The organism is Paenibacillus eucommiae, assembly GCF_017874215.1.
Lineage (GTDB): Bacteria > Bacillota > Bacilli > Paenibacillales > NBRC-103111 > Paenibacillus_AI > Paenibacillus_AI eucommiae.
The window spans coordinates 1-23,007 of the sequence record NZ_JAGGLB010000005.1; the positions used below are offsets into that span (position 1 = coordinate 1).

The following is a 23,007-nucleotide window of genomic DNA, read 5'->3' on the forward strand; positions in this document are numbered from 1 at the left end:
TTAAAGATTTGTTCCTACCTCCTCATCCATTTCATTCAAGGGAACAAATCTTTAACAGCGGCTGGAGCCCACGCCCCTTACCTCCGCAACGCTCCAACGTCACAAACACGCACATCAAAGGACGCCGCAAGGTATTTTTCTTACCGCAATCACAAGCAACCCTTTAATTAACATTGACAGTGAGAATAATTTTCAATAGTATTTTAATTGGGACGGAAATTGGGACTCAATAGTATTTTAGTGAGTCTCCATCCAATTTTAATAGAGATTTAGCAGAAATTAATTTGAGATTATTCATTTGCAGGGATGTGAACGATGTGGGATCGTGGGATCATTCTCGTCAGCTGTCTCTTCGCTATGCAGCAACGGAGGAGCTTAAAATAGATAGCTGGCGCATCTTCGAGCTGCCAAATCATGAGGACTACAGGTTCGGGTATGTGTTGAAGGAGCAGGTGAAGCTGACTCTGGAGGCGGGTGGACAATGTCTGGAGCGGAAGCTGCTGTGCGGGGAATTGTTTCTCGTTACGCCCAACCTCAGTTGTAAAATTCACAATAGCACCAGTCAGGCTGCTCACATAGTCATCATCCATTTTCAATGTGACTGGGGAGGGAATCCGGCAGCGCCTGAAGCGGGCCAAACGCCATTCTTTCCATGTTTCTCAGAACAGGAAGAGGGTGTGGGAAAGCTTAGGAAATCCGAGTCCCAGGCCAAGGTATCGGTACCGGTCCATTCCCAGCGCCATTCCCAGACCCAGGCCCAGTTACAGTCCCAGCTCCAACTCTACACTCTGCGTGTGCCCCAAGCCTATGGCTGGATTCAGGATTTCCTGAATGACTCGCAGAACCCGGAATCGGTGCCGGTACCGTATTTCCAATTACAATCTCATTTGTATGCCATTGCGGCTGCTTTTCAAGCCCATGTCCACAAGCCGAGAAGTGCGGAGGATGACCTGCATGATTACGTTAAGCAGACCAGGCAGTACATACTGGAGAAGTACAATCGGGCCGTAGATATTGAAGAGGTTGCGCGGTTATCGGGTGCCAGCTCCAGCCGTTTTTATCAGGCATTCAAAAGAACTACCGGGCTCAGCCCGAATAAATTTATTACGATGACCAGGTTGAATGTCTCCCTGTATTTATTGTCTGCTTCCTCATCTTCAGTGATGGAGGTGGCCCATTCGGTTGGGTACCCGGATGAGTTGTATTTTAGCAGGTTGTTTAAGAAGCATATGGGGCTGTCACCGACTGAATATACGGGCTTGGCCAAAAAACGAATTGCCAACCTCTCACCGGTTTTTCAAGGCGATCTATCGGTGCTGGGCATTGTCCCCAAGATTACTTTGCAGCGGGGATGGTCGGAGCATCCGGAATCCTATATTAGGCTGATTGAAAATTCCAATCCGGAGCTTATCCTGACATCACCGATCCCGGATGAATTATACCGGACCTTATCGAAGATAGCGCCTGTGCTGATGCTCTACTGGAAAACCTACTCCTGGAAAGAACGTCTGCTCAAAATCAGCCGCGTACTCGACATGCCCACAATAGCAGAGCGCTGGTTAACTTATTTCGATATGAAGGTAGAGAATGCACGGTTTCACATCCATAGGCATTTGGGCAGCAAACCTTTTCTACTCGTCGGTGCCGCGGCGGGGCGTTTCCGTGTGTTTGGCATGCAGGGCAAAAAAATGAAGGATTTTTTCTACGATGATCTTCAGGTGACACCGGCCGGTCCTGCTGAGCATATTCGGTTCCTGGACGTTACCTCGATTCACGAAGTTGCCGCATTGGACTGCGAGAACGTCTTGTTTCTCGTTCAGACTTCGGAATCCGACGATTTTTGTACACAGCTGGAAAAAGACTGGCGGCGTTTAAAAGGAAACCGGCGCAACCAGAACTGCCTGTTTGTCCGTCATGAGGAACCCCTCTTGTACAATGCGGCTGTCCATGAAAGTTTGATTGACCAAACCGTACAGTTGCTGCAAAATCAGTAGCTTGTAGCATCATTAGCCATTGATAGCATCCTTAGCGCAGCCGGCTAGTCAATGAATAAACGTCCTATCGATCAAGCTGCCGGAAAATCCATGCGAATAAAAGGAACGTCCATTCCAGTACCCATAAATTCATGTAAAATAGATGAAGGTGATAACGATTATCATTTTCTTCTTTTTAGGACATGATGAGAATGATTATCTTTCCCGTAGAAAAAGCGTTACAACCAATACTCCGTACGTAAGGAAGCGTCATGAAAAAAAGATACCTGATTGCAGCGCTGCTAATTTTATCATTTACTTCTGTTTTTGTGGGTGTAAAAAACCTTACTCCATTTGATCTGTTTCATTTAAGTGAGGATCAGGCGCAAATCTTATTTGTTAGCCGCATTCCGCGTTTAATCAGCATTATTATCGCTGGTGTGAGCATGAGCATTATTGGCCTGATGATGCAGCAGCTGACTAGAAATAAATTCGTATCCCCGACTACAGCTGGAACGATGGACTCGGCAGGTTTAGGTGTATTAGTAGCTTTAATGATCTTTACTTCGGCTAGTCCTATGCAAAAAATGCTGGTAGCCTTTGTTTTTGCCTTGGCTGGAACCTTCCTTTTTATGAAAATATTGGAGAAGGTTAAATATAAGGATACGATTTTTATCCCGCTTGTAGGTTTGATGTTTGGGGGGATTGTGAGCTCGATTACGTCATTTTTTGCTTACAAGCATGATCTTATCCAGAGCATTGGCTCATGGCTGCAGGGTGATTTTTCAATGATTATGAAGGGGCGGTATGAGCTTTTATACCTTAGTATCCCGCTGGTGATCGTAGCTTATATTTTTGCAAACCGGTTTACGATTGCGGGAATGGGCGAGGAATTTTCTGTTAATCTCGGACTTAACTACAAGCAGGTGGTGCGTATAGGGCTGGTGATTATAGCTCTTGTAGCATCGGTTGTGCTGCTTACTGTAGGCTCGCTTCCGTTCCTGGGGCTGATTATTCCGAATATCGTTACGTTTTATCAAGGGGATCATCTTAAGAAAAGTCTTTCTCACACAGCGTTATTAGGAGCCGTCTTCGTGTTATTTTGTGACATCCTGGGCCGTGTCATTATTTATCCTTACGAAATTTCAATTGGTCTTACTGTAGGAGTCATAGGAAGCGGTGTGTTCCTGTATTTGCTAATAAGGAGAAAGGCATATGAGTGATAAGCTTAAAATTGGCCTTCTTGTGATTCTTGCCGGTGCTTTAATTACAACGTTTCTCGTGATAGATGCAAGTGGAAATTGGGATTATATTTTGCCTAGAAGAGGTAAGAAGATCCTTGCCATTGTACTCACGGGAGCTGCTATAGCGTTCTCTACGCTGGTGTTTCAGACGATTACGAATAACAAAATTTTGACGCCTTCGATTATGGGGCTTGACTCGCTTTACTTGCTGATCCAAACCTTTGTCGTCTTTGTTTTCGGCTCCACTACGCTGGCGATGATGAATAAACAGACTCACTTTCTTTTGTCGGTCGGCTTGATGGTTGTGTTTGCGGGGCTGCTGTACCGGATATTGTTTCGGCGGGAAGGGCGGAATATTTACTTTTTGCTGTTGATCGGGATTATTTTCGGTACCTTTTTCTCCAGTATATCGTCCTTCTTGCAGATGCTTATCGATCCCAATGAATTTCTCATCGTTCAGGACAAGATGTTCGCCAGCTTTAACAATGTCAATACGGACATTTTGTTAATCGCTATGATACTGATGCTTTTGGTCGGCGTTTATTTCGCCAAGTTCACCAAATATCTGGATGTACTGTCTCTCGGTAGAGAACACGCCATCAATTTAGGGATCAACTACGATTATGTCGTAAAAAGGCTGCTGATCGTCGTTGCGATTCTTGTATCCATCTCAACGGCCCTGGTCGGACCGATCACTTTTCTCGGGCTGCTTGTAGTCAACGTGACTTACCAGTTTATAAGAACATATAAGCATAAATATTTAATTATAAGCTCCAGCTTGGTTAGCATTATTGCTTTGGTTGGCGGGCAGTTGATTGTAGAGCGGGTTTTTACCTTCTCCACCTCGTTAAGTGTCATTATCAATTTTGCCGGTGGCGTATATTTTATTTACCTTCTGTTAAAGGAGAATAAATCGTGGTAGAAGTAACAGGCGTTTCCAAGAAATATGGCACTAAGCATGTGATAGATAATGTCTCCCTGCAGATCACTAAGGGGAAAGTCACGTCCTTCATTGGACCCAACGGCGCTGGCAAAAGCACCCTGCTATCGATGATAACCCGCTTGATTACGAAAAATCAGGGAGATATCTGTATCGACGGCGTGGAAATATCCCAGTGGAACAGCAATGATCTGGCCAAGAAGCTGTCTATTCTCAAGCAATCCAATCATATCAATATTCGTTTGACGGTAGAGGAGCTGGTTAGCTTTGGACGTTTTCCCTATTCCCAGGGCAGGCTGACGAAGGAAGATCTGAAGCATGTTGACGAAGCGATAAACTATATGGATCTTGGGGATATGCGCGATAAGTACCTGGATCAGCTAAGCGGGGGGCAGAAGCAAAGGGCTTATATTGCCATGGTTATCGCCCAGAACACAGAGTACATTTTTCTTGATGAGCCCTTGAATAACCTCGATATGAAGCACTCCGTGCAAATTATGAAGGTGCTTCGGAGGATGGCTGATGAGCTGGGCAAGACGATTATTCTTGTGCTGCATGATATTAATTTTGCATCTTGTTACTCAGATTATATAGTTGCGCTTAAAGATGGAAAAATAGTGAAAGAAGGTGCTACTGATGAGATTATACACCCTGCCGTGTTAAAAGAAGTTTACGAGATGGATATTCAAATCGAGACCATTGGCGGGAATCGAATTTGTATTTATTTTGCTTAAGCTTAACCATAAACCTAAATAGGAGTGAAAACCATGAAAAAAAGCTTAACCCTTATTGTCATGACCTTTATTTTAGCGATCCTTGTCTCAGCATGTGCTGCAAACAATTCGAAGGAAAACGGAGGCTCATCTACACCTGCAGCTTCACCTTCAGGCTCTGCAGCATCTCCAGAAGCAGCAACACCTGCACCAACAGCCGCAGTAGAGACAGAATTAACGATTACGCATCAATTAGGAGAAACCAAGGTAAAGAAAAACCCGCAAACCGTTGTTGTATTTGATTTTGGCGCCTTGGATTCCTTAGACAAGCTGGGTGTAGAAGTGGCAGGTGTGCCGCAAGCTAACATTCCGCCCTATTTGTCCAAGTATGAAGATAAGAAATATGCCAATGTGGGCAGCTTAAAAGAGCCTGATTTCGAAGCCATCAATAAAATCAAACCGGATTTAATTATTATTTCTGGAAGACAATCCGAGGCTTACGCAGAGCTGAGCAAAATTGCTCCTACCATTTATATCGGGGTGGATACCAAGAAATATATGGAGTCCTTTACTGAGAACATGAAAACCTTAGGCAAGATTTTTGATAAGGAAGCTGTTGTAGACCAGGAGCTGGCGGCGATCGATCAGTCGATTCAAACGTTGCATGCAAAGGCCTCCACAAATGGAAAAGCATTAATTATTCTTTCTAATGGCGGCAAAATCAGTGCCTATGGAGCAGGCTCCAGATTTGGTATTTTGCATGATGTATTTGGCTTTGCTCCAGTTGACGACAACATCGAAGTTACGACACATGGCATGAGTATTTCTTTCGAATATATTGTTGAAAAGGATCCTGACTATCTGTTTGTCATCGACCGCGACGGCGCTATTGGCGAAGAAGCCGCAGCCAAGAAATTAGTAGAAAACGAGCTGATGAAAAACACCAAAGCGATGAAAAACGGCCACATTGTATACCTCGATTCCAACTACTGGTACCTCTCCGGAGGCGGACTGCTTTCCGTATCCGAGATGGTCAAAGAAGTGGATGCAAGCATTAAATAGACTGATTATTTGATTTAGAAGCGCTATCTGACCACTATGGCTCAGGTGGCGTTTTCTTGTGGTTTTATTAGGTTTTATTAGTAATGGAATCAGAAAGAAAGCACAGATTATCCTATCGCCACTATCCCTCTACCTCAGGAAAGTAACTTCTATTGGCAGCCCGCCCTCCGCTGAAATAAGCGTACGCCACTTAACGATGTTTTTCATCGTTAAAAGGAGTGTTTCCTGGCCAAACGGCACGTTAAGGATGATTTTCATCGTTAAAAGAGGACGGATGGCCTTTTTGGGTGGTAAAAGGGGATTTTAACGATGTTTTTCATCGTTAAATAAGGTTGTGGAGTCGACCTGGTACTTTTAGCGATGAAAAACATCGTTAAGTAGCAGATCCTCTCGGTTGTGTGCGCGGGAGGGGGCGTTCTTCAGTCCCAGCGGCCTAGCTAAAGCACAACGACGAAAATATAGAATCTATATATTGACTATAGAAATAAATGGATTTATTATGGTGAGTAATTCATCGAATGGCAAAGGTATTTCTAGAGAACAGCAATCCTGTGACCCTGCGATGAAAAAGAAAGGAAGGTGGTTAACGTGCACAAACTATTGATTGTTGACGATGAGGAATACGTTCGAAATGGATTGAAGAAAAGATTTTCATGGCAGGAGTTTGGGTTCCAGGTAATAGGAACATGTAATAATGGCCAGGAGGCGCTGGACTTCGTCAGAACCAATCAGACTCACGTCGTATTGACGGATATCAAGATGCCGGGTATGGGCGGTCTGGAACTGGCAGCTCAAATTCATCAATTATTTCCTGAAATTCATATTATTTTATTAAGCGCTTACAATGATTTTAAATTTGCTCAGGAAGCGATAAAACTTGGTGTGAAAGGGTATTTGTTGAAACCGGTGGAAGAAGATGAAGTCAAAGAATTATTTGCTTCCATATCAAAGTCCTTGAGATTAGCTGCACGCCCCAACTATATACCCCCAGCCCCCGCAGACTTGTCTTCATACAATAGTATGGAGAAACAATGCATCACCCGTGCCAAGCAGTTCGTCGAAGAGCATATCGAATCTAAAATCACTTTGCAGGAAGTAGCCAGAGAGCTGCACTTTACTGCAACCTATTTCAGCATATTTTTTAAAAAAGAAACGAATCAAAATTTTATAGATTATGTTACGGAAGTGAAGATTAAAAAAGCGATGCAGCTGCTGCAGTATTCCGACTTCCTTGTTAAAGACATTGCATACAAAGTCGGATACGATGATTATTCGTATTTTTGCAAAATATTCAGAAAGTATGTGGGGACTACGCCGCTGGATTACCGCACAAACCGGATGAAATGATGAGGGAGACCACATGAATGTTCATGTACCGCACCGATTTCGTATCAAACTGCAAAGTTTGCTGATTGCACTGTCATTGACATTAGCGGGCACTGCGTTGTTCATTACAGCCGTTGTGTTTTATTCAGATGCTCAAGTGCTTATTTCTGAAAAGATGGATGCCATCCATAAAGCCGATTTTAACCAGATCGATGCAGAAATTCTAGATTTTTACGAAAGTACTGGAAAAATTACCGCCCTGCTGCAGAACAATATACAGCTGATAGATATCCTTCAAGAATTGGAGTACGAGGATCGGGATTTATTTCGCAAAAGTGAGCTCGTTGACGAAGTTAATCGATACTTAATGAACCTGACCATTAATAATAAAGCAATTAAAGGGATTAATATCGTCACCAGGGCAGCGCAATATTACAGCGGCCACTTACTGTTTAACGGGCAAATAGCAGATCAGTTCATGGCCAGGCAAATAAGCGGGATCGAGTTCGTGTATCCGGAGCAATTCATAGATTCCGAATTCCCTCTTGATCAAGGTACATTACTGAATTCTCGAAAGCTGGATATGGAGAGAGAGAGTTATTATATCACCTCGCTCCGATCAGATGACAAGTATTATGGTAATGTGATTGTCATCCTGCAGAATCTTCCATTAATCAATAAGCTGGATAAAAAAGATGATATTATGATTGTCGATGATCGTGGTTATACCATTTATCGGGGCAAATCGTTCAGCCATGTCGATGTCGGATCGTTAAATGAGAGTGATCCGGTTGGCAGAGGGGAAGTCATTCGAGTCGGTAAAGTGGTTGAGTCCCGCATCATCTACGCACAAATGAATCAATTTAACGGCTGGAAAGTGTATTACAGCATTGAGAACAAAGCCTACAGCAATCAAATCACGCTGTTATTTGCGCTGGCCATATCTTTCTTCCTCATCTGCTTCATCCTCTCTTTTCTGTTCTCCAAATTTATCGCCAGACGTATTGCCCGTCCCATTGCGAACCTGACTTCGTACATGAAGCGATATAAAGTGGGGGATGCCGCTGCTGCCCGCTCTACCGATTTAAATCGCCCTAAACAAATGCCTCTTCGTGAGAAGATCTATTACTATTTCCTGGTTTCCATTCTTGCCCCGGTTTGCGGTTTTGTATTAATGTTCCATTTGATGTCTAGTTCGATGCTGTCCAAGCAGATCCTTATGGATTATAAAATGGTGTTCGAGGATACGGTAGAGAGCATGAACGACTTCATGGAAAAAAAGGAAAGGTTACTGCTCGGTCAAGCTTACAGCAATCTTATGCAGCGTTACCTGCAAGGGGATGCCCAATCGGAAGCATCCATCTACGATATGATGAAACAATATATGTATCTGGGCATGGACGGCACGTTCAGTCTGTATAACACCTCCAATCAGCTGCTCTTATCCAGCCGTTACTGGCAGGAACAGCAAATGGATTCAAAGGATTTTAGCACACTTCAGAAAACGCGGCAGAAAATTGTCTGGAGCACTGGAAAAGATCAATTAGGCGCAGATATTGCCAAATTGAGTTTGACGATCACCGATTTATTGCATTTAAAGCCGATTGGTTATGCACAGATAGAAATTCAGATGGACGAGATCACCAAGTTATATTCCAAGTTATCCTTGGCTAGGGGTTCCGTATTTCTATTTGATGAGAATAATATGGCCGATGGCAGCAGCGAGTGGAAGGACCTCCTCGTTGTCCGTATGAATGAAACAGGAGGGGTGAAGCCCATTTCATGGCAAGGGACAACGTATTACATGTTTTATCAGAAGCTGGGCTCAACATCTTTTTATCTCGTTTCCCTCTATAATAAACAGGATATTGTCAAACAAAGCAGCGCTGTCTTAATGAACAATATTTATTTGCTCATCGTCCTGTTTCTAACCTTATTAATTTTGTCATTTTCTATATCCTGGGCACTACTCAGCCCGGTTAACAAAATAAACAGCAGCCTGTATATTGCTGAACTGGGACAATTTACGAAGATGCCCTCAAAGCCTTATGTGATTGATGAGGTTTATGAATTGTCTGACAATTTCAATCAGCTGCTGGAGCGCATTGAAGGCTTGGTAGATAACCTGCTTGTTGTCAGCAAGAAGAAGCATGAGGCTGAGAACAATAAGAATATTGCCGATATCCGGGCGCTGCAGGCGCAGATCAATCCTCATTTTCTGCAGAATACGCTGGATAATATCATCTACATGATGCAAGAACAGCATACTGCAAATGCAATAAAGATGATCCAATCGTTAAGCCGCTTGTTCCGTTACGGCATTAGCCGGGGGGAAACGATCATTCCGCTGCATGAAGAAATCAAATATGCCAAGGCCTATGTTTCCATCATGGAAATGCGCTATGGCGACGGTATTCGATTCACATGGAATATCGAGGAGGCCGTTCTCCTATGTCATATACCCAAGCTCATTCTGCAGCCATTGATTGAGAATGCGATTCATCACGGTTTTCGCGATTACCAGGGAGAAGGAACCATCTCGATTACTTGTGAGCAAAACGATGAACAGATTCTTATTACTGTGGCTGATGATGGCAAAGGAATTTCCAAGGAGGCTTTGGAAGTGCTGCAAAATCGCCTGCTTATCGGCGAAATGGGTGAAAGTATGGGAATTCTAAATGTTCACGAACGAATTCGCCTGTCTTTTGGGGCACAATTTGGGGTTACGCTGCATAGCGAACGGGATACATATACGCAGGTTACGCTGAATGTTCCTAAGCTTTTTAAAGAACAGGATTAAATAATCCATGAAAACCATATAAATACTCTTACTTCTCCCCTGAAGGCATTCGGTATAATTCAACTATGAACAACAGGATTGAAAGGGGATATAACGAAGGTGTCTATTACACAATTGCCATTGGTTCATCGAAAGAAAGCGGGCAGAACATGGAGGAAGCTGCGCCAGATGAAAGCGCTCTATCTGCTTATGCTGCTGCCGGCCGTGTTTGTATTTATTTTTAATTACATGCCCTTATACGGCGTGCTGATCGCTTTTAAGGATTTCAATTACAGTAAAGGGATTCTGGGCAGTGACTGGAATCAATTTGCCTATTTTAAATCCATGCTTAATGACTCGTTTTTCCGCAGAGCCTTATGGAATACTATACGCATCAATCTTCTAAGCATTCTGATTATATTTCCTGCACCGATCATTTTTGCGCTGCTGCTGAACGAAATGAAGCATTTGCCTTATAAAAGAGTTGTACAAACTATTTCTTATTTGCCACACTTTATGTCCTGGGTCGTCATTGGCGGTTTCGTGTACCAATTGCTCTCTCCAGAGGGGGGAATTGTGAATGCACTGCTGGGGTTGTTCGGAATCGAGCCGATTTATTTCATGACCAACAGTCATTTGTTTATTCCTGTCCTGCTGTCTGCTTCCATTTGGCAGGGTGTGGGATGGGGCTCGATTATATATTTGGCAGCCATCAGCGGAATTGACCCAACGTTGTACGAATCAGCGGAAATTGACGGAGCCGGCAGGTGGCAAAAAGTGTTTTCCATTACTATCCCCGCCATCATGCCTGCCATCATCATCTTATTCATATTATCCCTGTCCAGCATTCTTAACGCGGGATTTGATCCGATCTTTAACCTGTACAATCCGCTTGTCATGAATGTCGCGGATGTTATTGATACTTACGTGTACCGCAAGGGACTGCTGGAATCCAAATTTGGATACGCTGCAGCGGTGGGGCTGTTCCAAAGCTTGATTGGCCTGCTGTTGGTTTACTTCTCAAATAGGTTGATTAAGAAATTTAGTGATTACGGTATTTGGTAGATGGGCCCAAAGAGGAGAGTGAAAGCATATGAGTAGAAAGTATAAACTTGGAGTATTTGATCTCTTTACGTATGGTTTGTTGGCTGTATTTTGTTTTAGTATCCTGCTGCCCTTCTGGGATATGCTGCTGTTATCCGTCTCTGATCCCAAGAAAACGGCATCGCTGACATTGCGCTTATGGCCCCAAACTTTATCCTTCGATGCCTATGAATTTGCCTTTTCCAACAACCGGATTCCAATGGCCTATCTGGTAACGTTCTACCGGGCAATATGCGGCACAGCGTTGACCGTCTTCCTGGTAACTATTGCGGCATATCCGCTTTCTAAGAGAGATCTTCCTTTCAGAAATTATTGGACATCTTTCTTTCTTATTCCGATGTTTTTTGGTGGCGGTATGATTCCTACATACCTGATTATACGTAAATTAGGACTTATTGATAATTTACTCGTATATATCCTGCCAGGAGCTGTAGGTGTATTCTATGTACTGTTAGTGCGTAATTTCCTCATGTCGATGGAGAAAGAAATCGAGGATGCGGCCTTTATAGATGGAGCTGGATATATCCGAATCTTGTTCTATATTACAATGCCTCTATCCAAACCGATCCTGGCGACGATCGCCCTCTTGTCGATCGTCGGGCACTGGAATGCGTGGTTCGACGCCTTGATTTATATCCGCAGCGATAATAATCTGACGCTTCAAGCCATATTGCAGCAATTGCTGAGTCAAGCCAGCAGCACGATCCCCACAGATACCTTAAATTTTAACACCATGCATCCTGACAAATATGTTACGGGCAAATCGTTTCAAGCAGCCCTTACCATGATTACCATTGGACCCATCGTGCTCGTCTACCCATTTTTCCAAAAGTATTTTGTGAAAGGGATTATGATCGGTTCGTTAAAGGGTTGACGGTCATGCTGTCTACAAACTCTAAATTGATAATGGGGGTAAGTTTACATGAAAATCGCACGTATTATTCCAATGACCTATACACCGGGCAAGCTCGAATACGCTTCCTTTATCCGTGGCGGCATCGGTGCGGATTATCATCAGGAGCCCCGTTTCTTTCAGTTCCCGGATGGGCAAGTGATGATGTACTGGGCTGCCTATGACTTTGATGAATGTGCATCCAACCTGGTTAAGCTGTATTCCATAACTAAAGACCGCGGACTGACTTGGTCAGATCCACAGGTTTATATGGCGAATTACCCGGAAGGAGTGCCGTACTTTGTGTGCATGCTTCAGCTGCGTACATCAGGCAAGGCACTCATGCTGCACACCCAGACCAGGCACAATATCGAAGTTGACGAAGCAGACAGCACCTTCACAGCCCATAGCGACTATTTCAAGAGCCAAACCCGAATTTTTATTCGCCGGTCTGCGGACAACGGAATCACATTCGATCACGGTGAAGAGCTGCCCTATCTGGACATCAGCGGTGGCAAGAGCTTGCCCGGCGTCGGCTTCTACGGGTCTATTGATGAGCTGATCCAGTTGCAGAGCGGACGAATTGCAGTGGCATTCAGTTACCTGGATCCTGATCGTTCGGATTCGGGGAAGGGGCTGCAGCATTATACGGCTGTCTGCCTATTGTCTGATGACGAGGGCCGTACCTGGAGACGAAGCGGTGAGATCACCTGTGATACTCCGCGCGGGGTCATGGAAGTGCAAATCGTCGAAACAGCGCCCGACCGCCTGTACTGCCTGTTTCGCACCAAAGGCGGATATCTGTATCAGACTGTCTCGGAAGACGGCGGTGAGAACTGGCAAGCAGCTGCTCCTTCCATGCTGCCAGCGCCTGAATCCATGGCACGTATGATCAAACTGCAAAGCGGCAGCTTATTGGTCATCTGGAACAATATCTCCTCCACTACGCAGCAGCCGAGGCACCCATTAGTCGCGGCGATTTCCAGGGATGGCGGCCGTACCTGGGGCGATCCGCGAATTATTGCGCGTGAAGCCGGTACAAACCAGCTTAGCAATCATGGGGTGATCCAGCTGGATGACGGACGGATTTTACTGGGTATCAGCCACTACAGAGACATCAGGCCGATGACGAGCGATCTGGATATGGCCATCTTTGATGAAGCATGGCTGCAAGATCTGGAGGGGGGGATGGGTATGTAAATATAAAAAGTCGAACAGAGAGACAGTACGATATTCTATTCCAATCAGGGAGGTTAAGCAAATGGCAAGGAAGCGGACTATTATTCTCTTTATTTTGATCATGGCAATCGTTTTGGCAGCATGCAGCAGCAAAGATAACAATAACAACAAAGAAAACATAGGGGGAAGTAACCCGGATGCAACAAAGGCACCGAACGATACAGGTACCCCGGGAGCAGCCAATGCATTTGACAAGCATTTTGATATATCCTATCTCTCCACCTTTTTTAATACGAATGTAGTGGAGGGAGACTGGGTTACGAAACAGTTGGAGGAAAAACTTAACATTACCATTAAGCCCGTTAAGGTGGACAAGTCTAATAAACAGCAAGTTGAATTGATGTATGCTTCCGGGGAAATGCCGGATTTCGGGTGGCAGGGTCCGGGAGCCAATACACCGGAAAGTCTGATAGAACAAGAGGTGACTCGGACAATTCCCCGCAGCATGATAGAGAAATACGCACCGTCCTATGCGAAATTGCTCGATAAATACCCCCAAGGCTGGAAGAAATACGAATCCAAGGTTCATCCGGATGAGCAGCTGGCGCTATCCGCTTATGCTGAGGATTTATCGATTAGTATGATGGCGTTCTATCGCCTGGATTGGCTGGAGAACCTCGGAATCAAGCCTAATGGGGAGTTGAAGAGTCTAGACCAGGAAGGGAGAATATGGTACACGGATACAGGCTTCACTAAGGACGAGCATGTGAATATATTAAGATCGTTCAGTCAGGATGATCCGAACAAGAACAACAAGAAAGATACTTACGGGATGAGTGCTTTTTCTCCCTATTTCAACTGGACCTGGGCCCAGCTCTCGGGTTATGCCGGGTTTAACGCTAATAATCTGGAAGAAGACGGGAAAACAACGGATTGGTATGTATCCAATAAATACAAACAATTTTTGAAAGAAGCTCAAGCATTATATAAAGAAGGAAGCGTTGATCCGGAATTCTTCACGACGGATTGGAACCTGTGGAATGAGAAAATTGCCGGAGACAGGGTAGGCTTTTGGTTAACACAATCCGATTATGTGGGAGCGAGTTATGCACTGGATCGTGTCCCGCAGCTGCTGTTGAACACGCAGCCGCATGCGAAAATTTTGATTACTCCTTCAACCGGCACGACGTTAACTACCTTAGAACCCTATACGGGTAATATCGCCTTAATTCGCGCCGATGTCAGCGATGAGAAGCTGATCCGCATTCTGCAGTGGTTTGAATATATGTATTTTGATCCGGATGCAATGATCTACACGCAGTATGGACAAGAAGGCATCAATTACACCTGGGAGGGCGAGCCGAGGAAATCAGCCATCCTGCCGATCAAAGACAGCCCTGCGTTTACTCCAATGAATGGCAACTATATTGCCACCACAGAAACGATGTCCTGGACATTAAACCCGCTGTTTACAAAAGTAAAAGCCATTGGGAGCAGCGAAGCGTATTCGAAGCTTGCGATTCTGCCTCATCGAAATGACTTCTTGAATCAGACGAAGTACAGGGAAGTTTCAAGTGAAGTAAGTGCCTCAATCGATACGATCGTCAATGAGTTTCAGTTTAATGCCATAGGCGGAAAATTAGATATCGACAAAGAATGGGATAGTTACTTGAAGAAGTTGAATGATGCAGGAGAACAGAAATTATTGGAAGAACTGAACAAAATGCCTTTAACCGCAGATTATATAAAGTAAGAATGGCTTATTTCTATGAATTATGAATACTGAAAGAGAGTCGAAACTATTGTTTCTGAAATCGAGAAATATCGACGGGTTTGCGTAACTTTTCGATTTCAGAAAGTCAGTTCAGACCCTCTTTCAGTGTTCTCCCTCCATCAACCAGGAGGCACGTATCTAGGTCTCAGTCTATGAAAATAACTCAATATGGAGACTTCCTATGAAAGAGGATAACCGATTAAGCAAACTTCGCGAAAGCATGATCCGGAACAGTGCAATCACCATTGTTGCTTATGGGGACAGTTGGACATATGGCAGCTGCGCAGACGGCTGGATAGAGGCTGGTGAAGCTGGCAATAATGCCGGGCTGATCCACGGCTCCTGGGCGCAGCAACTGCAACGTTCTCTTCAGAAACGCAATCCTAATGTGCAATTTTATAATAGAGGTATGGGGGGATGGGAAAGCACTCAGGGGTTGGAGAGGTTTGATACGATTGTTAGCCCGCTTAAGCCGGACTATCTGATTTTGAATTTCGGCATCAACGATTGGAAAAATAATGGCTCGCTGGAAGACTATAAGATTGCAATGGAAACAATGATAGCTCGATCCACGGATATGGGATGCCAGATTGTACTGTGGACGGCAGGGCCGTTATCAACTAGCATGGGAGAAAGCTATGGGTGGAATGAGCCTATGATCGATACACACTACACCCATTTATACGATGACTATTTAGAGAAACTGCGGCAACTGGCAACTATTCACAAGCTGCTGCTCGCAGATGCTGCGTATGAAGCGGTCGAGCTTTGGAAGGCAGGAGAGGATCTTTCCTTATGGTTTGGTGATGCTATCCATTTCAAACAGAGTGGGCATGATTTGATATTCAACTGTATACAGAAAGAGTTGGGGTTGGTATGAAAAGAACTATTTGGCTAACTACTCAACCGTTACCCAAACTAGTTAAATTTATTAATGATGAAGGATGGTTATTATGGATAGCCTGCAAATGCTGTATTTGTCTAAAGAGGATGTTATGAAAGTGAATGTATCCATGGAAGAAATCATTCAATCGCTGGAGCGCATGTTTCGCCTGAAAGGTGAAGGTAAAACGGAAATGCCGCCCAAACCAGGCATACATACGCAAAAGGATGCCTTTATCCACGCGATGCCTGCTTATATTCCGGATATGAATGTCGCAGGAGTCAAATGGGTTTCCGGCTATCCGGATAATTACAAAAGCGGGCTGCCTTACATTACAGGCCTTATGATCCTGAATAGCCCCGCTACAGGAATTCCCCTTGCTGTAATGGACTGCACTTGGGTAACGGCCAAGAGAACCGGGGCAGCGACGGCTGTAGCGGCGAAATATATGGCCAGACCCGAATCTCATACCCTCGGCATTCTCGGATGCGGTGTACAGGGTGAGAGTAATCTGGAAGCTTTGATGATCGTACAGAAACAGATTAGAACTGTCTATACTTATGACATTTTCCCTCAAAAGACAGAAAGCTTCATAACGAAAATGGCCTTGCAATATCCGCAGGTGGAGTTTATTAAAGCAGCTATACCCAAAGATGCCGTCGTGGACTGCGATATCATCGTGACGACGGGCCCAATTCTAAAAGAACCTGAACCGGTGATAGAAGCGGAGTGGTTCAAGGAGGGCTCGTTTGCTTCCCCTGTAGACTTTGATTCCTATTGGAAGCCGGCTGCCATGCACTTGTCAGCTAAATTCTGTACCGATGATTATGAGCAGATGATGTACTACAAGCAGGATGGCTATTTCCGGAATATTCCCGAAGTTTATGCGGATCTTGGCCAGATTATCGCTGGACAGAAGCCGGGTAGAGAAAATAACCAGGAACGTATCATGTCGGTGAATTTGGGGCTTGCGCTTGAAGATATGGCCGTCGGCACCATCATATACGAGCGTGCAGTACAGATGAAGCTAGGTACTTGGCTGCCGTTATAAAAATGGAAAGTCATAATAGAAGGGGGCAGGCGGATGGCGGAAGCAGGCTTTGGGGTTGCAGATATAACGCCGGAGATCGGAGCACTTACTTCTTTGTCTATGCATTGTAAAGTTACCCGAATTATTACGCCATTGCAAATCAAGATTTGTCTAATTCGTATGGGGGAACAAATGACAGCGATTGTATCTGTTGATACGACATCGTTATATAGCTGCACCATTGCAGATATGAGAAGGGTCATTGCTAAGACGGCAGGCTTGCTGGAGGAGCATATTTTTATTAATTCGACACATACCCATTCATCCCCGTTCTTGCATCGTAGTGCACAAGATTGTTTAAAGCCATGGCAGCTGCAATTTCTCGACGATGATTATTATGAATATGTGTTACAGGGCGCGGTAGAAGCAGCAACAAAGGCTAAAGGCAGTATGGCAGCAGTACAATTCCGATTTTCCAAAGGCATAGTCCGGGAAGTGGCTTGCAACCGCCGCGTTACACTTCCTGACGGGACAATCGGCGTTCGGTATGGCCGGGGTGTAAGTGCAGAGCTTCGTGCGTATCCGGATGGGCTTATCGATCCTGAAGTGTCGTGTACATGGCTCGTTGGGAGTCAGGGAGATTTGATGGGCTGCTTAATTAATTATGCTTGTCATGCCACCACTTATCATCAACCGACAGAAATTTGCTGGGATTATCCCGGCTATGCGGCGCAAACAGTAGAGCGTGAACTGGGCGGAATCTGTCTCTTTCTTCAAGGCTGTGCCGGTAACATAAGTCCGGGAAAATATACGATTGGCGAGCCGCTCGAAGATAGTATGAAGTTGGGGAGGCGGGTTGCGGATGCCGCTATCGAAAGCTATTCATCTGCGGGAGCCGTAATGGTGGATGGTTTGCTGATTTCATGCGAGCACATAGAAACAGAGCTGCGTATTTTACGAAGTATGGAAGATTTAAAGCGCGCGTTAACCGTGGAAATTGAAAAGTATTTTACTGAATCTGGAGACTTAAGTGTTGGCAGCTCTGGTACAAATATAATGAGTCTGGCAGAGCGCATCGTCCTTCTCGGCAAGTATCCGGGCAGGCAAATGTTATCTGAAATTGCAGTGATTGGTCTGGGGACGATTGTATTCGTTTTTTTGCCAGGTGAGATGTTCGTTGAATGTGCTCTCTCACTAAAAGCAAAATTTCCTATGTTGAATCTAATGATTATGGCCTATACGGATGTATCCCTGGAATATGTGCCGATTAGAGCTGCGTTTGAGGAACAGGGCGGATATGAAACCTGTGAGGAATGGTGTTTTTCTGTACCGGGAAATGCTGAAATTATGGAAGAGAAAGCAGCCAACATGATCCCTGAATTTCCGAAGGAGCAGGAGGAGAGGATATTTTCATGAATATTATCGACAGAGGCACGATTTATCCCGGAAATAAACAGTGTAACCGGAACAGCTGCATCTTTCCATCAGTATGCATTCTTGCAGACGGGAGATGGGTGGCTGGCTTTCGCGCTGCACCGAGCAAAAGCGAGTTGCCCGGTCAAGAGGTGGTTATTACTTGGTCGGATGATGAAGGAAAGAACTGGAGTGAGCTGATCACTCCCTTTATCCAGCAAATGGTGGATGGACGGCAGGGTAGTTTCCGTACTGTACATTTGCTCGCATTGGGTGGGCAGCGGTTGTTGGCGGCTTTATCCTGGATTGATCAGACGAAGCCGGAGCTTGCATTCTTTAATACGGTAACCGAGGGTTTACTGGATGCACGTATTTTTCTATCTTTTTCGGAAGATGGAGGAGAGAGCTGGAGTTTGCCCTCACTTATGGATACCCCTGCATTTCCAGTCCCAACTCCAACAACCGGACCCGTATTGAGGCTCGGAAATGGCGAGCTTGCCTGCCAGTTTGAGCTGAACAAGCACTATGACGATCCTGCAGTTTGGCGTCATTCAGCCGTACTGATGTTTTCAAAGGATGAAGGTGTCACTTGGAAGGAACATTCCATTGCTGCTCATGATCCGGCTAACCGATTCTACTATTGGGATCAGCGGCCAAGTGTGTTTTCGAGTGGAGAGCTCCTGAATGTATTCTGGACCTATGATAACGAATTGGCGCAATATGCGAATATACATATGAGAAAATCTGTTGATCATGGACGAACCTGGTCTGAATACCGGGATACAGGCGTACCCGGGCAGCCAGCTCCCGTAGTGCCATTTGGTGACAACGCTATAGCGATGGTCTATGTAGACCGTACGGGAACACCTGCTATTAGAATGAAAACGAGTAAGGACGGTGGATTAAGCTGGTCGGAGGCGACTTTGGATGTGTCCAAGCCCGAAGGTGCTTCACAAACCAGGGAAAAAGGCTCTATGCAGGATGCCTGGGCAGAGATGAGTCTCTATTCCAAAGGCTTGCCTGGTACTGCAGTGCTTGCCAATGGGGATATTCTGATTGTTTATTATGACGGGCCGGGCACAGACTACACTGGGATAGAATGGGTACGCGTTCAAAAGCCTAAGCATTAGGAAGACCAGGCGTGTATGAAGGTACAGTGATTTATTTATAATCACTTAATGAACACGCCACTTTGAAACATTCCACGAAGGCCAGGCGGTATCACGTTGAGCTTTCCGCTGCAATTTTTCAACAGCTTCTTTTAATCCCGGAATTTCAGGCTGTTTAGCTTGAAGTTTTAGCAGAGAGGGGGCTGCATCAGTGGAAAGCTTCCCCAGATAGCTCATATCGATCACACCTGTCCGGTTAAACCTTTCGATATTGTTCGAAGCGATTCGATGATCCATATTCATATAATTCATCAGTACATAAGCGACGATAGAAGTACAAAGATAGGCTTTAGATAAGGAGAAGCGTTCCCGCCATATGCGGACGAAGGCTATAATCAGCAGGACACCTAGAAACCACATAAACCCGTGGACCAAGAGCCGGGATTGGGTAAACCCATAGGCTTCCTCATATAAAGAAAGGCGGCTGTAAGCAGAAATCAGCATAATGAACGTGCAGCTCACCAGTATGCTTAGCAGCAGCTTTCGGATCATTTCGAGACTATGGCCTGCACGGCGCACAAAGTGAAGACCCATTAGAAGCAAAGCTAGATTTATTAAGGCGGCGATAATCAATTCAGCAAACCCTCTGCGTGCATACTCGGCATAGGCAATATTAGCGGGCAGGAGGCCATTCGTTGAACCAAATAAATAAGAAAATTGGATAACCGTGAACAGGATATAAACTAGGTTTACACTTACAAGAAAAGTACTGGCAACAATGGGATCCAGGAAACGCCGTTCTTTTTCGCTTGGGCTGCTGGTTCCGCCCTCCATGAAAGTATCCTTGGCGTCCACTTCTTTAGGAAAAAGTAAGGCCCACAAGAAGCAAAATGTGTATAACGCAATAAGAATGGCCACGCCAGTCCGATAAATAACGCTACCGAGCGAGAGGCCCTCCAGTGAAGTTGGGATTTTCTCTAACCAAGACTGGAATATAGGATCTGCTGATGAAAGCAGCATAATAACTACAAGCAGAAGAGGGGCAGCCAGCAGTAGACCCATGGATATTTTGCGTATGTAACCCCAGGTTGAAGCGGTTTTTTCGCTGGAGAAATTAATCGCTATGCTGCCAGCTACACTAAATGGAGCAGATAGCTTTGTTAAAGGACCAGCAATAAGATGATGCAGCACATCCTGAAAAAAACGTATCCCATGCCAGGTATGAACGCTGGAGCGGGTTAACAGCATGGTTTGTGCAGCTGCCAAAATAAGCAATGCGAAGCTATTCAGTGTGCGAAAAAGCTCGTTAGCAAATAACATATATGTAATCGCGAGCAGTCCTATCGGCAGGAAAAGAAACCAGCCCATAGCCGTCTGCCCCCTCCATTTATCGAAACCCCCAAGTCTTCCTCTAACAGCATAAAAAAAGATGCAATAAAATCCAAGCATAAACAAAATAACGGAAATCCCTGCAGCTTTATCTACAAATAAATATTGGCTGAGCAGCCCGAATAAACAGGCAAGTAGAAGCATTCGCGGATATCTTTTCTGCCATGGCGCCGGATCTCTCATGCACATTCACTCCTCATCGTCCTTGTTATTCTCTCTCTTTTATTGTAACGTTGAAAACAGGAAGAAAAAGTGCAAGTTTATCCGTACAAATTTCATGTTTTAAAAATAGACCCTGAAATAGGGGAGGTCCAGATGAAAATCCGCAGGCATTATTTGACTTTAAGGCGTGCTTTTCCACAAATAGCCGAAGAGGTTCCTTTAGAAATTACCGTACAGGAGCTGTCGCAATTGTTAGACTGTACGCATCGAAATATGGTGTTGTTGTTAAAAAGGATGGAGCAGGAGCAGTGGTTAAGCTGGACTCCGCGGAGAGGTCGCGGGAATCGCTCTGTGCTGCTTTTTTTGGCGCGGAAAGAGGAGATGGTGCTGCAGGAAGCCCAAGAGATGGTCGGCAAGCAGGATCTGCGATCGGCCTTGGAGCTTGTGCATGCCGGGGAGGACGCTTCTTCCGCACGCGAGCAATTTCACGACTGGCTTTCGGGTCAATTCGGATTTCGCTCGGAGGTCCAGGGGCAGCGGCGCAGCGATATATTACGGTTTCCTTTACCGCAAACGATTCATTCCCTGGATCCGGTAGCGATTCATTATTCGGGGGAATCCCATTTGGTGAACCAATTGTTTGACGGTCTTGTCCGGATGGATGCAAAGGGAGAGGCTATTTTGCCTCATCTTGCTCATGCCTGGGAGGTGGATGCTGCGCGGACCACTTGGACTTTTTATTTGCGCAAGGGGGTGCTCTTCCATCATGGCCGGGAGATGCTCGCCTCCGATGTGAAATATTCGCTGGAGCGTTTGCAAAGGCTGGCTCCGCGGGGCTTGTACAGCTGGGCGTACGCCTGTATTCAAGCGATAGAAACGCCGAATGACACCACAGTCTCTATACATTTGTCTGAACGCAATGAGGCGTTCTTGGCATTTTTGACGACGAATAGGGCTTCCATTGTGCCGCAGGATGCGTGTGAGGCCGGGGCTGAGCGGTTTGGCAGAATGCCAGTGGGAACGGGGCCTTTTCGTTTAATTGGACATGAGCAGGGAATTTGGACCTTGGAAGCTTTTGCTGCTTATTTTCAGGGAAGGGGTTTTCTGGACCGTGTAGAGGTTTGGACGATGCCGGAGAGGGATGCCAAGCAGGGTGGACACCAGACTGGAAAGCAGGATGGACAACAGAATGAAAACCAGAATGGCAATAAGGATTCCAAGGAGCATGAGCATTTTCAAGTGATGCATAATGTGCGGATATCTGAGTTGGGTGCAGAGAGGTGGCAGCAGGTTCGCCAATCCGGGATGACTTGCAAATTTATTACCGTTAACGAGCTCAAAGGTGGACCGACAGCTAACCCTGAGATCCGTAAAGCTATTCATTCTGCTATTGATCGTGCTTATCTTTTGGAGCTGCTTTCTGGGGATGTAATTGAAGCTGGAGATAGCTTCTGGCCTGAAGAGGCAGATGCGGTTTCTGACACTGTATCTGAACTTTCTGGACTTCCTGTTCTTCCTGATCTCAAAGAGGTGAAGCGCAATTTGCTGGCGTCCGGTTATGGTGGAGAAACGCTTAAGCTGGCTACAATACCGCAGTATGAGTCTGATGCGCAGATTATTGCACAAGTGTGTGCCCGAGCCGGAATTTTGCTTGAAATTGAGCTCATTCCTGCCGAGCAGTTTAAAGGCAAGGCACGCATGGATGCGGATTTGCTGCTGTTTGCCGTTATGCTGGATGAACATCGGGAATTGCGGCTTATTGATCTCTACAAAAGTATGCAGGAGCATGCTGCACCGGAAGTACAAGCTATGCTGGATCTGACGATTCGGCGCCTGTTGATGGAGCCTGATGCCAAATGCAGATCCAGCCTGTTCCGTGAAATAGAAACTCAGCTTAAGAACCGGCACAGTCTGCTATTCCTGTATCATAAGCATTTAAAAACAGCGTATCACCCATCGATTAGAGGGATTTCATTAGATTCCCTTGGTTGGGTACGATTCAGGGATATCTGGTTTACTTAGCTATACTCTACGT

At 45.3% G+C, this 23,007-nt stretch carries 17 protein-coding genes; 16 read left to right on the forward strand and 1 reads right to left on the reverse strand.

Features of this window, described 5'->3' with window-relative positions:
- Positions 1-284: 284 nt before the first annotated feature.
- From J2Z66_RS09630 to J2Z66_RS09700, 15 genes are all read left to right on the forward strand, one after another.
- Positions 285-1,994 carry an AraC family transcriptional regulator gene (locus tag J2Z66_RS09630; RefSeq protein WP_209971183.1) on the forward strand — a complete coding sequence of 570 codons (1,710 nt, stop codon included), beginning with the start codon at positions 285-287 and terminating at the stop codon, positions 1,992-1,994.
- Positions 1,995-2,245: 251 nt separating this feature from the next.
- Positions 2,246-3,196 (forward strand): ABC transporter permease, encoded by a 951-nt coding sequence (locus J2Z66_RS09635; protein ID WP_209971184.1) that lies wholly within the window; start codon positions 2,246-2,248, stop codon positions 3,194-3,196.
- Positions 3,189-4,139, forward strand: a complete 951-nt coding sequence (locus tag J2Z66_RS09640) for an iron chelate uptake ABC transporter family permease subunit (RefSeq protein WP_209971185.1) — start codon at positions 3,189-3,191, stop codon at positions 4,137-4,139. The genes J2Z66_RS09635 and J2Z66_RS09640 overlap by 8 nt, the downstream gene beginning before the upstream one ends.
- Entirely contained in the window at positions 4,133-4,891 is a 759-nt protein-coding gene (locus tag J2Z66_RS09645) for an iron ABC transporter ATP-binding protein (RefSeq protein WP_209971186.1), read from the forward strand. Before J2Z66_RS09640 ends, J2Z66_RS09645 begins: the two co-directional genes overlap by 7 nt.
- A 33-nt stretch (positions 4,892-4,924) precedes the next feature.
- A complete protein-coding gene (locus J2Z66_RS09650) occupies positions 4,925-5,932 on the forward strand; it encodes a siderophore ABC transporter substrate-binding protein (protein ID WP_209971187.1) in 1,008 nt (335 codons plus the stop codon).
- 588 nt (positions 5,933-6,520) lie between these two features.
- Positions 6,521-7,279, forward strand: a complete 759-nt coding sequence (locus J2Z66_RS09655; RefSeq protein ID WP_209971188.1) for a response regulator transcription factor — start codon at positions 6,521-6,523, stop codon at positions 7,277-7,279.
- 13 nt (positions 7,280-7,292) lie between these two features.
- Positions 7,293-10,058 (forward strand): sensor histidine kinase, encoded by a 2,766-nt coding sequence (locus J2Z66_RS09660; protein ID WP_209971189.1) that lies wholly within the window; start codon positions 7,293-7,295, stop codon positions 10,056-10,058.
- Between the two features lie 99 nt (positions 10,059-10,157).
- Positions 10,158-11,102 (forward strand): ABC transporter permease, encoded by a 945-nt coding sequence (locus J2Z66_RS09665; RefSeq protein WP_312894473.1) that lies wholly within the window; start codon positions 10,158-10,160, stop codon positions 11,100-11,102.
- A gap of 28 nt (positions 11,103-11,130) precedes the next feature.
- The gene (locus J2Z66_RS09670) at positions 11,131-12,015 is read left to right on the forward strand and encodes a carbohydrate ABC transporter permease (RefSeq protein WP_209971190.1); all 885 of its coding nucleotides are present in this window, start codon (positions 11,131-11,133) and stop codon (positions 12,013-12,015) included.
- 48 nt (positions 12,016-12,063) lie between these two features.
- Positions 12,064-13,233 carry a sialidase family protein gene (locus tag J2Z66_RS09675; protein ID WP_209971191.1) on the forward strand — a complete coding sequence of 390 codons (1,170 nt, stop codon included), beginning with the start codon at positions 12,064-12,066 and terminating at the stop codon, positions 13,231-13,233.
- A gap of 61 nt (positions 13,234-13,294) precedes the next feature.
- Complete coding sequence (locus J2Z66_RS09680) at positions 13,295-14,965, forward strand: type 2 periplasmic-binding domain-containing protein (protein ID WP_209971192.1); 1,671 nt, start codon at positions 13,295-13,297, stop codon at positions 14,963-14,965.
- Positions 14,966-15,167: 202 nt separating this feature from the next.
- The gene (locus tag J2Z66_RS09685) at positions 15,168-15,866 is read left to right on the forward strand and encodes an SGNH/GDSL hydrolase family protein (protein WP_209971193.1); all 699 of its coding nucleotides are present in this window, start codon (positions 15,168-15,170) and stop codon (positions 15,864-15,866) included.
- A 73-nt stretch (positions 15,867-15,939) separates the two neighbouring features.
- Positions 15,940-16,920, forward strand: coding sequence for an ornithine cyclodeaminase family protein (locus J2Z66_RS09690; protein WP_209971194.1), 981 nt, complete (start codon positions 15,940-15,942; stop codon positions 16,918-16,920).
- 33 nt (positions 16,921-16,953) lie between these two features.
- Positions 16,954-18,315 (forward strand): neutral/alkaline non-lysosomal ceramidase N-terminal domain-containing protein, encoded by a 1,362-nt coding sequence (locus J2Z66_RS09695; protein WP_209971195.1) that lies wholly within the window; start codon positions 16,954-16,956, stop codon positions 18,313-18,315.
- Positions 18,312-19,442, forward strand: coding sequence for a sialidase family protein (locus tag J2Z66_RS09700; protein ID WP_209971196.1), 1,131 nt, complete (start codon positions 18,312-18,314; stop codon positions 19,440-19,442). Before J2Z66_RS09695 ends, J2Z66_RS09700 begins: the two co-directional genes overlap by 4 nt.
- A gap of 45 nt (positions 19,443-19,487) precedes the next feature.
- On the opposite strand, the gene J2Z66_RS09705 is transcribed toward J2Z66_RS09700, so the two are convergent.
- Positions 19,488-20,993 carry a DUF4153 domain-containing protein gene (locus J2Z66_RS09705; protein ID WP_209971197.1) on the reverse strand — a complete coding sequence of 502 codons (1,506 nt, stop codon included), beginning with the start codon at positions 20,991-20,993 and terminating at the stop codon, positions 19,488-19,490.
- A 132-nt stretch (positions 20,994-21,125) separates the two neighbouring features.
- On the opposite strand from J2Z66_RS09705, the gene J2Z66_RS09710 reads away from it, so the two are divergent.
- Positions 21,126-22,994, forward strand: a complete 1,869-nt coding sequence (locus J2Z66_RS09710) for an ABC transporter substrate-binding protein (protein ID WP_209971198.1) — start codon at positions 21,126-21,128, stop codon at positions 22,992-22,994.
- Positions 22,995-23,007 lie beyond the last annotated feature (13 nt).

What these genes read in the sequence shown, in the direction of transcription:
- J2Z66_RS09685 (WP_209971193.1), top strand. Translation starts at nt 15,168, where the DNA reads ATGAAAGAGGATAACCGATTAAGCAAACTTCGCGAAAGCATGATCCGG.
- J2Z66_RS09710 (WP_209971198.1), top strand. Translation starts at nt 21,126, where the DNA reads ATGAAAATCCGCAGGCATTATTTGACTTTAAGGCGTGCTTTTCCACAA.
- J2Z66_RS09640 (WP_209971185.1), top strand. Translation starts at nt 3,189, where the DNA reads ATGAGTGATAAGCTTAAAATTGGCCTTCTTGTGATTCTTGCCGGTGCT.
- J2Z66_RS09635 (WP_209971184.1), top strand. Translation starts at nt 2,246, where the DNA reads ATGAAAAAAAGATACCTGATTGCAGCGCTGCTAATTTTATCATTTACT.
- J2Z66_RS09690 (WP_209971194.1), top strand. Translation starts at nt 15,940, where the DNA reads ATGGATAGCCTGCAAATGCTGTATTTGTCTAAAGAGGATGTTATGAAA.
- J2Z66_RS09670 (WP_209971190.1), top strand. Translation starts at nt 11,131, where the DNA reads ATGAGTAGAAAGTATAAACTTGGAGTATTTGATCTCTTTACGTATGGT.
- J2Z66_RS09650 (WP_209971187.1), top strand. Translation starts at nt 4,925, where the DNA reads ATGAAAAAAAGCTTAACCCTTATTGTCATGACCTTTATTTTAGCGATC.
- J2Z66_RS09680 (WP_209971192.1), top strand. Translation starts at nt 13,295, where the DNA reads ATGGCAAGGAAGCGGACTATTATTCTCTTTATTTTGATCATGGCAATC.
- J2Z66_RS09675 (WP_209971191.1), top strand. Translation starts at nt 12,064, where the DNA reads ATGAAAATCGCACGTATTATTCCAATGACCTATACACCGGGCAAGCTC.
- J2Z66_RS09695 (WP_209971195.1), top strand. Translation starts at nt 16,954, where the DNA reads ATGGCGGAAGCAGGCTTTGGGGTTGCAGATATAACGCCGGAGATCGGA.
- J2Z66_RS09700 (WP_209971196.1), top strand. Translation starts at nt 18,312, where the DNA reads ATGAATATTATCGACAGAGGCACGATTTATCCCGGAAATAAACAGTGT.
- J2Z66_RS09705 (WP_209971197.1), bottom strand. Translation starts at nt 20,993, where the DNA reads ATGAGAGATCCGGCGCCATGGCAGAAAAGATATCCGCGAATGCTTCTA.
- J2Z66_RS09660 (WP_209971189.1), top strand. Translation starts at nt 7,293, where the DNA reads ATGAATGTTCATGTACCGCACCGATTTCGTATCAAACTGCAAAGTTTG.